At 65.3% G+C, this 14,670-nt stretch carries 12 protein-coding genes; 5 read left to right on the top strand and 7 right to left on the bottom strand.

Going from position 1 to position 14,670, the window contains the following annotated elements:
- Positions 1–30: 30 nt before the first annotated feature.
- Positions 31–1,455: an FAD-binding oxidoreductase gene (locus MK313_RS11080; protein ID WP_287781580.1), complete on the bottom strand. Its 1,425-nt coding sequence runs from the start codon at positions 1,453–1,455 to the stop codon at positions 31–33.
- Positions 1,452–1,841 (bottom strand): cupin domain-containing protein, encoded by a 390-nt coding sequence (locus tag MK313_RS11085; RefSeq protein ID WP_121220806.1) that lies wholly within the window; start codon positions 1,839–1,841, stop codon positions 1,452–1,454. The genes MK313_RS11080 and MK313_RS11085 overlap by 4 nt, the downstream gene beginning before the upstream one ends.
- A gap of 155 nt (positions 1,842–1,996) precedes the next feature.
- On the opposite strand from MK313_RS11085, the gene MK313_RS11090 reads away from it, so the two are divergent.
- Together MK313_RS11090 and MK313_RS11095 are read left to right on the top strand one after the other, a co-directional pair.
- A complete protein-coding gene (locus MK313_RS11090; RefSeq protein WP_287781582.1) occupies positions 1,997–3,313 on the top strand; it encodes an acyclic terpene utilization AtuA family protein in 1,317 nt (438 codons plus the stop codon).
- Positions 3,310–3,660: a hypothetical protein gene (locus tag MK313_RS11095; RefSeq protein WP_287781584.1), complete on the top strand. Its 351-nt coding sequence runs from the start codon at positions 3,310–3,312 to the stop codon at positions 3,658–3,660. The genes MK313_RS11090 and MK313_RS11095 overlap by 4 nt, the downstream gene beginning before the upstream one ends.
- 55 nt (positions 3,661–3,715) lie before the next feature.
- Here the strand turns inward: MK313_RS11095 and MK313_RS11100 are convergent, their stop codons facing one another.
- From MK313_RS11100 to MK313_RS11110, 3 genes are all read right to left on the bottom strand, one after another.
- A complete protein-coding gene (locus MK313_RS11100) occupies positions 3,716–5,026 on the bottom strand; it encodes a TRAP transporter large permease (RefSeq protein ID WP_008944058.1) in 1,311 nt (436 codons plus the stop codon).
- Positions 5,023–5,694, bottom strand: coding sequence for a TRAP transporter small permease subunit (locus MK313_RS11105; RefSeq protein ID WP_287781586.1), 672 nt, complete (start codon positions 5,692–5,694; stop codon positions 5,023–5,025). The genes MK313_RS11100 and MK313_RS11105 overlap by 4 nt, the downstream gene beginning before the upstream one ends.
- A gap of 137 nt (positions 5,695–5,831) precedes the next feature.
- Complete coding sequence (locus tag MK313_RS11110; RefSeq protein WP_008944056.1) at positions 5,832–6,872, bottom strand: C4-dicarboxylate TRAP transporter substrate-binding protein; 1,041 nt, start codon at positions 6,870–6,872, stop codon at positions 5,832–5,834.
- Positions 6,873–7,123: 251 nt separating this feature from the next.
- Between MK313_RS11110 and MK313_RS11115 the strand changes: the two genes are divergently transcribed.
- Complete coding sequence (locus MK313_RS11115) at positions 7,124–8,356, top strand: CaiB/BaiF CoA transferase family protein (RefSeq protein WP_287781589.1); 1,233 nt, start codon at positions 7,124–7,126, stop codon at positions 8,354–8,356.
- A 5-nt stretch (positions 8,357–8,361) separates the two neighbouring features.
- On the opposite strand, the gene MK313_RS11120 is transcribed toward MK313_RS11115, so the two are convergent.
- Positions 8,362–10,980 (bottom strand): 2-oxoglutarate dehydrogenase E1 component, encoded by a 2,619-nt coding sequence (locus MK313_RS11120; protein ID WP_287781591.1) that lies wholly within the window; start codon positions 10,978–10,980, stop codon positions 8,362–8,364.
- 147 nt (positions 10,981–11,127) lie between these two features.
- Between MK313_RS11120 and MK313_RS11125 the strand changes: the two genes are divergently transcribed.
- The gene (locus MK313_RS11125) at positions 11,128–12,357 is read left to right on the top strand and encodes a CaiB/BaiF CoA transferase family protein (RefSeq protein ID WP_287781592.1); all 1,230 of its coding nucleotides are present in this window, start codon (positions 11,128–11,130) and stop codon (positions 12,355–12,357) included.
- Positions 12,358–12,366: 9 nt separating this feature from the next.
- Here the strand turns inward: MK313_RS11125 and MK313_RS11130 are convergent, their stop codons facing one another.
- Positions 12,367–13,146, bottom strand: a complete 780-nt coding sequence (locus MK313_RS11130; RefSeq protein WP_287781594.1) for a rhomboid family intramembrane serine protease — start codon at positions 13,144–13,146, stop codon at positions 12,367–12,369.
- Between the two features lie 140 nt (positions 13,147–13,286).
- On the opposite strand from MK313_RS11130, the gene MK313_RS11135 reads away from it, so the two are divergent.
- Positions 13,287–14,552 carry a pentapeptide repeat-containing protein gene (locus MK313_RS11135; protein WP_287781596.1) on the top strand — a complete coding sequence of 422 codons (1,266 nt, stop codon included), beginning with the start codon at positions 13,287–13,289 and terminating at the stop codon, positions 14,550–14,552.
- Positions 14,553–14,670: the final 118 nt, after the last annotated feature.

The raw sequence follows: 14,670 nt of genomic DNA on the forward strand, positions 1-14,670 counted from the left end.
GTTTCCTCTTTTTTGCGTTTTTTTGCAGCTTCAGAGCCGAAGCATTTTTCCAGGGTTCATGATGTTGTTCGGGTCGAGCGCTTTCTTCACGGCACGCATCATGTCCATCTCGACCTCGGACTTGTACAGCTCCGCCTCCTCGCGGCGCAGCCGGCCGAGGCCATGTTCGGCGCTGATCGAGCCGTCCATCTCCGCCACGATGTCGTGGACGATGCGGTTCACCTTCTCGCGCTCGGCGGCGAAGGCGCCGCCGTCCCAGTCCTTCGGGGCAATCGGGTTGTAGTGGATGTTGCCGTCGCCGACATGGCCGAAGCCGCAGGGGCGGATGCCGGGATAGGCCTTCTCCAGCGCTGTATCGGCGCGCTCAATGAATTCCGCGATGCGCGACAGCGGCACCGAGACATCATGCTTGATGCCCACACCGGTCAGCTTCTGCGCCTCGGCCAGCTCCTCGCGGATCGCCCACAGCCTCTTCGACTGGTCGCCGGACGCAGCGATCACCGCGTCGGGCACCAGCTCCTGCTCGATGGCCTCGGCCAGCGCTTCCTCCAGCGACTCCTTCAGCGAGCCGGGGGCGCCCTGCCCGGTCACCTCGGTCAGCACATACCAGGGATGGATTTCGGCCAGCGGGTCTTCATGGCCATCCAGCGCGTCGAAAACGAAGTCGAGGCAGTTGCGCTGCAACAGCTCGAAGCTGGTCACCTGCTCGCCCAGCCGGCTGCGCATCAGCCCCAGCAGCTTCACCGCCGCATTGGGGTCGGGCACGGCGACGAAGGCGGTCTGACTCTCGCGCGGCTTCGGGAACAGCCGCAGCACGGCCGCCGTGATGATGCCGATGCAGCCCTCGCCGCCGATGAACAGCTGCTTCATGTCGAAGCCGGTATTGTCTTTGCGCAAGCCCCGCAGCCCGTTCCAGACGCGCCCATCGGGCAGCACCACTTCCAGCCCCAGCACGAGGTTACGGGCATTGCCATAGCGCAGCACCTGGGTGCCGCCGGCATTGGTCGAGAGGTTGCCGCCGATCTGGCAGGAGCCTTCAGCGCCGAGGCTGAGCGGAAACAGCCGATCCATCTCCGCCGCCTTGTCCTGGATCGTGGTCAGCACCACGCCCGCTTCCACCGTCATGGTGTCGTTCAGCGTATCGACCGCGCGGATGCGGTTCATCCGGGCGGTGGAGACCACCACCTCCAGCCCGCCCGCATGTGGCTGCCCGCCGCCGGTCAGGCCGGTATTGCCGCCCTGCGGCACGATGGGCACGCCGGCTGCGGCGCAGAGCTTCACGATCTCCGCGACCTCCGCGGTCGAGGCCGGGCGCAGCACCAGTGGCGTGTCGCCCCGCCAGCCATCGCGCCAGGACACGCAATAGGGCTCCATATCAGCCGGATTATCGATATAGCCGGCCGGGCCGACGATTTTCTTCAGGCGGTCCAGAATATCGGCGGTCGGTTTGGTCATGCGCTCGCTTTCTTCATCGGCGGCAAAGGTTCTTCGGCGCGGGGCTGCAGGGGCGGGCTGTAGAGCACGATCAGCTTCAGCGTCTTCTCCCCGATCACCTTCACCGCATGCATCACACGCGGCGGAATGCGGATGACGGTGCCCGGCCCGCAGACCTGCATCGGGTCGTCACCCAGCGTCACCTCGCATTCGCCTTCCAGCACGAAGATGATCTGGTGTTCGTCGGCATGGTCGTGCGGGTCGGCGGTACCGCCGGGTTCCAGCTCGCCCAGGATCATCTCGAAGCTGCCGCAGAAATCGCGCTCCACCAGCCGCACATTGCGGGTGCGCGAATGGCCCGGCGGCGCGTAGGCCGCCAGCTCCGAGAGATGTTCGATCAGTTTCATGGTTTCCTCCCGGCTCTTTCTTGTTCTGCGCGCCGATTGTAGCGCCTGTCCTGTGGGGGACAACCGCGACAAGCCACGCACGACCGGCGGTTTTCTTTCCCTTGCCGGCGATGGCGGCTATCGTAGGCGCAAAATAATGTCGGGAGGAATGACATATGCGCATAGGAAGCGGCGCCGGTTTCGGGGCCGACCGTCTGGAGCCGGCCTTGCGGCTGATCGAACAGGGGCGGCTGGACTGGATCGGCTTCGAATGCCTGGCCGAACGCACGCTGGCGCAGGCCCAGACCGCCCGCGCCGCCGATCCCGCCAAAGGCTATAACCGCTATCTGGAAGCCCGGCTGCGGGCCTGCCTGCCGGCCATGGCGAAGAACGGCACGCGCCTGATCACCAATATGGGGGCGGCCAATCCGGCCGCGGCGGCGCGCGCGGCAGCTAACTTGAGCGGGGCCGGCGGGCCCACCATCGCCTATGTCGAGGGTGACGATGTGCGCCACCTGATTGCAGCGGACACACGGCTGGCCGATACCGGCGGCACGGTTGCCGATGTCGGCAAGCCGGTCATCTCCGCCAACGCCTATCTCGGCATCGAGCAGATCCTGCCAGCGATCGACAGCGGCGCGGCCATCGTCATCACAGGACGCGTCGCCGACCCGTCGCTGTTCCTGGCGCCGCTAGCCCATAAATATGGGTGGGCGCTGGACGACTGGGCGCGGCTGGGCGGCGGCACGCTGGTCGGCCATCTTCTGGAATGCGCGGCGCAGGTCACCGGCGGCTATTTCGCCGACCCCGGCTACAAGGATGTGCCGGGCGTCGAGGATGTCGGCTTCCCGCTGGCCGAGGTGGATGGCGACGCGACAGCGATCATTACCAAGCTGGATAGCGATGGCGGGCTGGTCGATGCGCGCACGGTGAAGGAACAGGTACTGTACGAGGTGCATGATCCGGCCCGCTATCTGACGCCGGACGTAACCGCGGATTTCTCCGGCGTTGCCCTGCGCGAGGACGGCCGCAACCGGATCGGCCTGTCCGGCGCCTCCGGCAAAGCGCGGCCGGACACGCTGAAGGTCACGGTTGCCTTCGATGGCGGTCTGATCGCCGAGGCCGGCATCTCGTATGCTGGGCCGGGGGCGGCAGACCGGGGGCGGCTTGCCGCCGACATATTGCGCCACCGGCTGCGCGATATCGCGGAGCTGCGCATCGACATGATCGGCGTTGCCGCGCTGCACGCCTCGGCAGAATCGGTGCGGCGCAACGCGCCCAGCGGATCGGCGGATGTGCGCGTCCATGTCACCGCCCGCACCGAGGACCGGGACATTGCCGACCGTGTGCTGTGGGAGGTGGAAGCGCTCTATACCTGCGGGCCGGCAGGTGGCGGCGGCGTGCGCGGCGAGGTGCGGCGCAGCTTCACCACCCATGATGCCTATATCCCGCGCGATGCCATCTCGATCCGCACGGAGGTGATCCGGCCATGAACAGCAGAATTGTCCCCCTGCGCGCACTGGCCCATGCAAGGGCCGGCGACAAGAACAACACCTCCAACATCGCGGTCTTCGCCTATGACCCGGCGCATTATCCAGTGCTGGAAGCGCAGCTGACGCCGGAAGCCGTGGCCGCGCACATGGCCGGGCTGGTGCAGGGCGGCGTGAAACGCTATGCCGTGCCGCAGCTGCAGGCACTGAACTTTGTCATGGAACAGGCGCTGGAAGGCGGGGTGAATGGCTCCCTCAACCTCGACGGCCACGGCAAGAGCTGGAGTTCCTTCCTGCTGGGCATGGAGATCGACCTGCCGGAGGATGCGCCGCCCCCACCCAAGGGGTAAGAACACAAAAAAGGGGCGCTCCAGGCGCCCCTTTTTCTTCAGCCGAACGGTGTCGTCAATTCAGCATCGTGTTGGGCAGCCAGGTGATGACTTCCGGCCAGATCAGGAACACGCCCACCGTGATGAAGTCGGCGATCACGAAGGGGCCGACGCCACGGAACACGCTGGCCACCGGAATATCCGGCCGCACCGCCGACACCACGAAGCAGTTCAGCCCGATGGGCGGGGTGACGAGGCAGACCTCGGCCATCTTCACCACGATGATGCCGAACCAGATCGAGTCGTAGCCCAGCGCCATAACCGCCGGATAGACCACCGGCAAGGTGAGCAGCAGCATGCCGATGGCATCCATGAACATGCCGAGGATGACATAGCCCAGCAGGATGAACAGCATCACCACCCAGGGCTCGAACGGCAGCGAGGTGATGAACTGGGTGAAATGCTCCGGCAGCCCCGCGAAGCCCAGGAAGCGCACGAAGATCAGCACGCCCCAGATCAGCGAGAAGATCATGACGGTGAGCTTCGCCGTCTCCAGCAGGGAGTCCTTCAGCGCCTCGTACCGCATGCCCTGCATCAGCGCCATGATGAACACGACGAAGGCACCCAGCGCGCCGGCCTCGGTCGGCGTCGCCCAGCCGAGATACATGGCGGTGAAGATGATCAGCACGACGGAGATCACCGGCGCCGTGCCAGGCAGCGCCTTGATTCGGTCGCCCCAGGTATAGCCCTTGATCGCCGGGCCGACCTTCGGATCGAGCTTCGCCCAGATCAGGATGATGAGGGCATAGATCAGCGCCGAGACCACGCCGGGGATGAAGCCTGCCAGCAACAGCCGGCCGACCGATTCCTCGACGATGATGGCGTAGATGACCAGGATCGCGCTGGGCGGGATCAGCGTTGCCAGCGTACCACCGGCTGCCACCACGCCCGCCGCCAGCCGGCGGGAATAGCCCGCCGCCAGCATCTCCGGGATGGCAACGCGGGAGAACACCGCCGCCGTCGCAGTGGAAGCGCCCGACACGGCGGCGAAGCCGGCCGTCGCGAACACCGAGGCCACGGCAAGGCCGCCCGGCAGGAAGCCGAACCATTTCCGCGCCGCGTCGAACAGCGACTGGGTGATGCCGGCATGGAAGGCGAGATAGCCGATCAGGATGAACATCGGCAGCACCGACAGCGTGTAGCTGACGGCCTTGGAATGCGGGATGGTGCCGATCATGCCGGCACCGGCATCCCAGCCGATCATCGCCACCAGCCCGACCAGGCCGACAGCCGCCGCGGCGATATAGATGCGCACGCCGGATAGCACCAGCAGCAGCATGCAGACGACGCCAATGACGCCGATGGTATCGTTATCGAGGCCGGTCACGACGCCGCACTCCCCTTATTCTGCTTTTCCTGCTCCAGCGCACCGGCCTCGGCAGCCTCCTCCTCGGCCATCTGCTTCACATCAGCCACCAGTGGCACAGCGATGGGCGCCGCGTCGGGATTGATGAAAAGCCGGGCATAGCCAATCAGATTCAGCCAGAGCCGGACCCACAGGGTCAGGAAGGCGAAGGCGACCAGCATCTTGGACGGCCACCAGGGGATTTGCGCGTCGATGGTGGAATCACCGTATTCATAGGCGCGCAGCGCGTGCGTCCAGCCGTAATAGATCAGGATCGCGACGACGAACAGCGCCACGATCTGGCCGAAAATCTCCAGCGTCCAGAGGGGGCGGCCGCGCATCTTGCCGACCACCAGCTCCATGCGGACATGGCCGTTCAGCCGCTCGCAATAGGCGATGGCAAGGAAGGCGAAGATGCTGATCGACATCTCCACCGCATCGATATAGCCGAAGATCGGCGTGCCGAAGACCTGCCGCCCGACGATCTGCATCACGCCGACCGCCATCAGCGCAAAGATGCAGAGGGCGGACAGGAAGGCGACGAATTTCTCGATAGGATGGAATATCCCGTCAAGCCGGTCGATTAAACGGCCGCCGGTGGCCTCCTCCTGCGGAGTCCAGGTGACAGGCCGCCTGATCTTGGTGTCCATGCAAGCTCCCCAACCTACGCTGGTACGATTTCGGGTCGGATACGTGACGCTCCGCCAGAGAGGGCGGAGCGCAAAGAGGACTCACGATTAAGAAAAAATGGCCGCGCCCTTCGCGGAACGCGGCCATTTGACCAGTCTTACTTCTTCGCAGCCTTCTTGGCTTCTGCCAGCACGAGGTCCAGCAGGCCCTGGGCGTCGAACTTGTCCTTGTTCTCGGCGACCCACTCATCCCACACCGGCTTCGCGGCAATCTTCCGGAACTCATCCAGCTGCGCGTCGGTATAGACGACTTCCTTCAGCTTGGCGCGGAAGGCCGGCAGGTTCTTCTCGTCGATGTCGTGATAGGCCTTGATCTGCACCTGGTAGGCCGGCGCCTTCAGGTCCATCAGCAATTTCTTGTACTGGTCGGGAAGCTTAGCATAGGCGTCCTTGTTGAACACCGTGCCGCATTCCGTGGTGCCCGGCGACATGTTCGAGGTGAACCAGTCGGACACTTCCGGCAGCTTGTAGGACGCGTGCGAGTAGGTATAGGGGAAGGACGCCGCATCCATCGTGCCACGCTCCACACCGGTATAGACTTCCGGCGCCGGAACGGTGGTCAGGGTCGCGCCCAGCTTCTGCATCGCGGTGCCGAGGCCACCGCCCGCACGCACGCGCAGGCCCTTCCAGTCCTCCAGCTTCTGCGGTGGGTTGCCACGGCCCATGAACTCATACTGCGGCAGCAGCGAGGACATGTAGGTCATGGCGTTCCAGTTATCCATGTCCTTCACATAGGCCGGATGCGCCATCACGGCCTCGCGCACATGCATGGAGACTTCGAGGTCGCCCAGCGGCAGGAACGGCATGGTCAGCACCATCGAGGCCGGATTCTTGCCCGGATGGTAGAAGTTGCAGTACATCGCCGCCTGGAAGGCGCCGATCTTGATGCCGTCGAAATTCTCGCGCGCCTTGGACAGCGCCTCGCCGTAGTGCAGCTTGATGTTGAACTTGCCGCCGGTCTTCTCGCTGACCTGCGCCGCGACATATTCCATGCCCGCCGTGAAGGCACGCTTGGTGCCCCAGGTGGACAGGTTCCAGGAAACCGACGGCCCGTCGATGGTCTGTGCCTGAGCCGGCATGCCGGTGATGAGGAGGGCGCCCGCCATCGTGGCGACGCCAGCAAGCGTCTTAACTTTCATCCGTAACCTCCCAAGGTCTTCTTTCTTCATTACCGGCCCTATTGACGAGCCGAACTTGAAAAGGATTTTTGCAGATCGAAACCGTCTTCACAACCATGTATGCAATTGAATACCGAATAAAGTCGGCGCGCATATAACCACACCCTGTTAGCGACCGCGCAAGCATCTGATTTCTATGGCGTTACCTGCCCCATTGCCTTTGCGGCGCGCCGGCGCTTGGATAGCGACAAAACAAAACGGACGGAAACCCCATGCCCGATCAAGCCGCAACCGGTCACACCAAGACTGGCGCCCTTACCGGCATCCGCATCCTCGACCTGACTTCGGTCGTGTTCGGCCCCTACGCCACGCAGATGCTGGGCGACATGGGGGCGGATGTGATCAAGATCGAATCGCCGGAGGGCGACGTGATGCGCGCCGCCGCCCCGGCCCGCCATCCCGGCATGGGCGCAGTGTACCTGAATTCCAACCGCAACAAGCGCAGCATCGTGCTGGATCTGAAGCAGCCCACCGCGCGGGACGTGCTGATGCGGCTGGTATCAACGGCGGATGTGTTCGTGCATTCTATGCGCCCGCAGGCGATGACCAAGCTGGGGCTGGACTACGAGACGCTGAAACGGGCGAACCCGGAAATCATCCATTGCTCGGCCTGGGGCTATGGCAGCGGCGGCCCCTATGCCGACAAGCCGGCCTATGACGATATCATCCAGGCGATGTCCGGGGCGGCCGACCTGACCCGCCGTCAGGGGCTGACGGAGGAGCCGGCCTTCGTGCCCGCCATCCTGGCCGACAAGACGGCGGGGCTGCATGTCGCCATCGCACTGCTGACCGCCATCGTGCACAAGGTGCGTACCGGGCGCGGCCAGTCGGTCGAGGTGCCGATGTTCGAGAGCCTCGCCTCCTTCATGCTGGTCGAGCATCTGGCCGGCGCCGTGTTCGAGCCTGCCGAAGGGCCGATGGGCTATCAGCGGCTGCTGGCGCCGCACCGCAAGCCCTACCGCACGGCGGATGGATACGTCACCGTGCTGCCCTACACGACGAAGCAGTGGCGCAGCTTCTTCACACTCGCCAATCGGCCGGAGATGCTGGACGACCCGCGCGTGAACGATGCCGGCCTGCGCAGCCGCGTCATTGGCGAGTTGTATCAGATGGTCGCCGGGATCATGCCGTCGCGGACCAGCGCCGACTGGCTGGAAGCGCTGGAGCAGGCCGACATCCCGGCCATGCCGGTGAACAGCCTGGAGGATGTGCTGGCCGACCGCCATCTGGCCGAGACCGGCTTCTTCCGGGAATATGACCATCCGAGCGAGGGACGTATCCGCACGCCAGCCCCGCCGATGCGCTTTTCCGACAGCCCGGCCACGATCCGCAAAGGGGCACCCCGCCTCGGTGAAGACAGCCGCACCGTGCTGGATGAAGCCGGCTACAGCGCTGCCGAGATCGCCGGGCTGATCGACAGCGGCGCGGTCCGGCGAGCGGAGTAGCCCCCTCAACCCAGCGCCGACTCCAGCACTGCCTTGCGTTCCGCCTCGTGCCAGTATTTCACGCCGACGGCGGGGGTCGGCACGGCGGGCCGCCCGGCATAGCGCAGGGTGCGGCCAGCGAGCTTTTCCAGCGGCCGGTCGAGATGGGTGAAATAGCCCATATTCGCCGGCTCCTCCTGGCACCACACCAGCTCCGCCTTCGGGTGCGCGGCAAACAGCGCCTTCAGCTTGGCCTCGGGCAGCGGATAGAGCTGTTCGAGACGGACCAGCGCCACCTTGCCCTCCAGCCCGCGCGCCGCGCGTTCCGCCGCCAGCTCGTAATAGATCTTGCCGGTGCACAGGATCAGCCTGTCCGGCTTTTTCACGCCAGCGTCGGGGATCAGTGACTGGAAGCCGGTGCCCGGCCCGAATTCCTCCAGCGTCGAGACGCAGGCCTTGGTGCGCAACAGCGCCTTCGGCGTCAGCACCACCAGTGGCTTGCGGAAGTCGCGCTTCATCTGCCGGCGCAGCAGATGGAAGAAATTGGCCGGTGTGGAGATGTTGGCGACCTGCATATTGGCCCGCGCGCACAGACCCAGCAGCCGGTCGGGATGGCCGGTGGAATGGTCCGGTCCGCCGCCATCCAGCCCATGCGGCAGCAGCAGGACGAGGCCGGAGGAACGCAGCCAGCGATCCTCGCCGCACACCACGAACTGGTCGAACACCGGCTGCGCCACATTCAGGAAGTCGCCGAACTGTGCCTCCCATACGATCAGCCGTTTCGGGTCGGCCAGCGTGTGGCCGTATTCGTAAGCCAGCACGGCATGCTCGATAAGCGGCGTGTTGAATGCCTCGCAGGCCACGCCGCCTTGTTCCGCCAGCGGATCGAGGACGCAATGGCGACGCGGATTCTCCGAATCATGGACAAACAGATGACGCTGGGTGAAGGCGCCGCGCATCGAATCCTGTCCGCCGAAGCGCAAGGGGAAGCCTTCGGTCAGCAGGCTGGCAAAGCCCATCGCCTCGCCGGTCGCCCAGTCGATGCCCTCGCCGGTCTCGATGCTCTCCCGGCGCTGGTAAAGGAAACGTGCCACCTTGCGGTCCAGCGCATAATCCTCTGGCACAGTGGTCAGCGCCTTGCCGATGGCGCGCAGTTCGTCCAGCGGCAGGCCGGTCTCGACGAAGTCCACCATGTCGGCCTCGCGGCCACTGCGGAAGCCCTGCCAGATGCCCCGGAACCAGCCGGGATCGTTCACCTCGTAGCCCTTGGCGGCATCGAAGGAATCCTTGATCGCCTGACGCAGCGTCTCGGCTTCCGCATCGGCGGGGGCGACATCCATCCCGCGCCCGGCCAGTTCCTCCCGGTACAGCGCGGCCAGCGGTGGACGGGCGTCGATCGCCCTGTACATCTGCGGCTGGGTGAAGCGCGGCTCGTCAATCTCGTTATGGCCAAGCCGGCGGTAGCAGACGATATCGACCAGAATGTCGCAGCCGAAGCGCGCACGCCATTGCGCGGCCACGGTGGCGGCACGGAACAGCGCCTCCACATCATCGCCATTCACATGCAGCACCGGTGCCTCGACCAGCTTGGCGATGTCGGTGCAATAGCGCGCCGAGCGCCCTTCCTCCGGCATCGTGGTGAAGCCGAGCTGGTTGTTGATGATGACATGGATCGTGCCGCCCAGATCGTAGGGCGGCAGCCTGGAGAGCTGGAACAGCTCCGCCACGATGCCCTGGCCGGCAAAGCTGGCATCGGTGTGCAGCAGCAGCGGCAGCACCTGCCGCTTGCCGTCCTTGCCGCGCAGCGTCTGCTTACCGCGTGAGCGCCCCTGCGTCACCACGCCGACCAGCTGCAGGTGCGAAGGGTGCGGCGAGGCGCTGAGCCAGACCCGCTTGCCCTCGATCATCCGTTCGCCGGAATAGCCCAGGTGGTAGGGCACGTCGCTGGAGGCTTCCATCCCCGATGGCAGGGCCGGCTTGCCCAGCAGATCGGCGACCAGCGCGACCAACGGCTTTTCCAAGATCGTCGCCAGCAGGGTGAAGCGGCCGCGATGCATGCCGCCCATCAGCACCTCTTCCGTGCCCTGGCGCACGCTTTCGCGAATCACGCTCTCGACCACGGCGAGGAAGCCATCGCCGCCGGCCAGCCCGAACATCTTGGCGCCCGGCAGGCGGCCCTGCAGTGTCTCCTCCAGCGCATGGCCGCGCGCCAGTAACCCCAGCAGGGCGAGGCGCTGCGCGTCGGACGGCGTGGGGCTGGCCCCTTCCGCCTGCGCCTGCAGCCAGCGGCGCTTCTCGCCATCGTGGATCTGGCCGAATTCCCAGCCGATGGCCCCGCCATAGGCGGCGCGCAACGCGGCCTCTGAACCCGGTGGCAGGCCATAGGTGGCCGGATCGAGTTCCGGCACCGGTGCCGGTTCGGTCAGGCCCAGCGGAGCGAGCCGGGCCGCCAGATGGCCGCGCAGACGCCAGGCCTCATCCAAAAGCGCCATGCCGCCATTGCCGGCAGACGAGGCCGGCGCCACGGCGCCGCCTGTCTCGAAAAGCTGCGCCAGCCGGCGCGCCATGTCGCGCGGCACACTGTGCGGATCGTCGAGGAACTGCCGGTAGAGCGCGTCGAGCGCGCCGGGATCGCCGGCACCCATAAAACCATCGTCGGGAATGGTAGCCTCCCTCAATGTCGCACCATCGCGTTGAGGTTCCGGTGCGACTTGTTATTTATCGTGACACCTTCCGATGCTACCAATCCGGCGCAAAGGTCGCCAAGACCGTATCGGGAGGATGCAAGACATATGACCTATGAAGCGCCGCTAAGCCACATCAAGGTGCTGGACCTGTCCCGCGTGCTGGCCGGTCCGTGGGCGACCCAGTTCCTGGCCGATATGGGGGCCTATGTCATCAAGGTCGAACGTCCGGGTGCTGGCGACGACACGCGCGGCTGGGGCCCGCCCTATTTGGTGGAGCCGACCGAGGAAGATCCCGGCCTGTCGGCCTATTACCTTGCCTGCAACCGTGGCAAGCGCTCGATCACCGTCGATATGGCCTCGGCGGAAGGGCAGGAGCTGATCCGCCGCCTCGCCGCCGAGTGCGATGTGGTGGTGGAGAATTACAAGGTCGGCGGGCTTGCGAAGTACGGGCTGGATTACGCCAGCCTCCGGCAAGTGAACCCGAAGCTGATCTGGTGTTCAATCACCGGCTTCGGGCAGACCGGCCCCTATGCCAAGCGCGCCGGCTACGATTTCCTGGTGCAGGCGATGAGCGGCCTGATGAGCATCACCGGCCAGCCCGACGGCATGCCGGGGGCGGAGCCGATGAAGGTCGGCGTGGCGATCTCCGACCAGATCTGCGGCCTCTATTCGCTGTCCGCCATCCTGACCGCGATTATCAAGCGCGACCGCACGGGGGCGGGCGAGTATATCGACATGGCGCTGCTCGACACGCAGATCGCCACTCTGGCCAACCAGGCGACCAACTATCTGGTGTCCGGCGTGGCGCCGGGCCGCATGGGCAACGCGCATCCCAATGTCGTGCCCTATCAGGTGTTCAGGACGGCCGATGGCCACATGATCCTCGGCGTCGGCAATGACGGTCAGTTCCAGCGCTTCTGCGCCGTGGTCGGGGCGGAGCATCTGTCCGGCGACCCGCGCTACAAGACCAATGCCGGGCGCATCGTGAACCGCGAGACGCTGATCCCGCAGGTGGCGGAGATCGTCCTGCAGCGCACCACATCCGACTGGGTGTCGCTGCTGGAAAATCACGCCGTGCCCTGCGGGCCGATCAACGATATCGGCCAGGTCTTCGCCGATCCGCAGGTCGAGGCGCGTGGGCTGAAGCGCGTGCTCACCAGCCCGGCCGCACCGGAAGTACCGCAGGTCGGTAACCCGGTGAAGTTCGCCAGCGGGCCGACCAGCAGCGACCGTTCGCCGCCGACACTGGGCGCCGACACGGACGACGTGCTGCGCGAGATTCTGGGTGCCAGCGATGGCGAGATCGCCCGGCTGGCGAAAGCGCTTGGGCGGTAGGCTGGGGCGTTACTCCCAGGGGCCGCGTCGGCGGTTCTCTGGCGGCTGTTCCCAGGGGCGCAGCCGTCGCCGCCGGAGCCGTATGGCCGGGCGCGGCGGCTGACGCCTTTGGGAGAACAAGGGCACCTCGCGCCGCTTCATCAGCGGCAGCAGCACCATGCCGGCGACGAAGCCACCGATATGGGCGTAGAAGGCAACGCCCGCCTCGCCCGTATCCAGTGCCGCGCTGATGAGCTGCAGCACGAAGTAGAAGCCCAGCACGAAGACGGCCGGTAACGGTCGCAGCTGCGTGAACCAGCCCAGCGGAATCAGCACCAGCACATTGGCGCGCGGAAACAGCAGCAGATAGGCCCCCAGCACGCCGGAAATGGCACCGCTGGCCCCGACCATGGGAATCTCCGAGGCCGGATCGACGACCGCCTGCAGCAGCGCCGCCGCCACACCGCAGGCGAGGTAGAACAGGATGAAGCGGACGCGCCCCAGCGCATCCTCCACATTGTTCCCGAAAATCCAGAGATAGAGCATGTTGCCGCCCAGATGCAGCAGCCCGCCATGCAGGAACATGGAGCTGAACAGCGTCACCCAGGGATCGACCAGCATAAGGTCGGGATGCAGCCGCTGCCCGCCCAGCAGGGCTGCCGGAATCATCCCCAGCGCATAGATGGCACGCTGCCCTTCACGCTCCCCCAATGTCATCTGCCAGAGATAGACCAGAACGCAGACAGCGATCAGCCCCACCGTCACGATGGCCGGGCGTTCGGTCGGGTTGTCGTCGTTAATAGGGATCATCCGCGTTCTCAGTCAGAATCGATCAGAATTTAAAAATTTACGAAAAAGCCATACGGGTTTACGACTCCTTTACTCATTTCTGTCATCCTCACGCGAATTCGATAAAGCAGAACGCCTCTCTTTTCCCAACGAACCGGCCAATGACAGTGCAGAACGCCGCCATAGCCATCACCCGTGCCATCGAGGCGCACAGCCGGTTCATTACCGGCAAGCCGCAGGGCAAGCGCCTGATGACCAAGGCGCTGGCCCTCGACAATATGGACCTTACCGACCGCGTTCTCAAAGGCGCGGTGCTGCAACGCTGCAGCTTCACCAACACCATCCTTCAGCGCGTCGATTTCTCGGAAGCCGACCTGTTCGCCAGCAATTTCTTTATGGCGGACCTGCGGAACGCCAATTTCAGGAAGACGGATCTGCGCGGCTGCAATCTCGGCAAGGCGCAGATGGCCGATGCCGACTTTACCGATGCTGATCTTCGCCCCGGCCAGATTGTCGTGATGCGCGACGGCAAGGAGGTCGAGGAGGATCAGGCGGTCGATCTGGGTGGCGCGCGCATCGACCGTGCCCGCATGACCGGCGCCAATCTGAACGGCGCCAACCTCGCCGTCAGCTCCGCCGAGAATGCCGATTTCTCGCGCGCCCGGATGATCGAGGTGAACCTGTCCGGCGCCAAGCTGAACGGCGCTAAATTCCGCAGTGCCAAGCTGCGCAACGCCATCATGATCGGCGCCAAGGTCGAGGGCACGGATTTCACCGGTGCCGACCTCAGCGGCGCCAATCTGCGCAATGTCGATCTGTCCACCGCGACGATGACCAATGCGCAGCTGGAAGGCGCCATCCTGAAAAAGGACGGCGGCGAGATTCCCTCGCTGATCCAGTTCCTGATTGACCAGCACAGCATCTGGATTGCCACCAACGGCATGGCCGGCGAACGGGCCGACTTCGCCCGCAACGATCTGTCTAACCTCGACCTCTCGGCCAGCGACCTGCGCGCCGCAATCCTCTCCGGCGTGAATCTGTCGGGCAGTCAGATCATGAATGCGGAGCTGCTGCTGGCGAACATGTCGGGAGCCGATCTCAGCAGGGCCGATCTCAGCGGCTCGACCATGTATGGCGTGCGCCTCGACGGGGCCACGCTGGTCGAGGCAGCGCTACGCGATGCTGACCTGTCGCCGCTGCCGCTGCGCAAGCCGGACGGGCAGCCCAGCGGCAAGGTGATGCCGAGCAACCTGACCGAGGCCAAGCTGGTCGATGCCGATCTGCGTGGTGCCGTGCTGCGCGGCGTGAACCTGACCGGTGCCGACCTGACCGGCGCCAACCTGACCGGCGCCGATCTGCGCGGCGCCATCCTCGACGGCACCAAGCTCGGCCGCGCCATCACCACCGGCACCAAGTTCAGCCACTGACCGGCATTGCCGCCTCCAGACTGCCCAGCCGGCGCAGCGGCGACGCCAGGATCGCTAGCAGCGACAGGGCGAAGGCGGCCGGCACCAGTAGTATCGCGGCCTCGGCACCCCAGCCAGC

Origin of the sequence: Oceanibaculum sp., from assembly GCF_022449305.1 — a bacterium.
Classification (GTDB): Bacteria; Pseudomonadota; Alphaproteobacteria; order Oceanibaculales; family Oceanibaculaceae; genus Oceanibaculum; species Oceanibaculum indicum.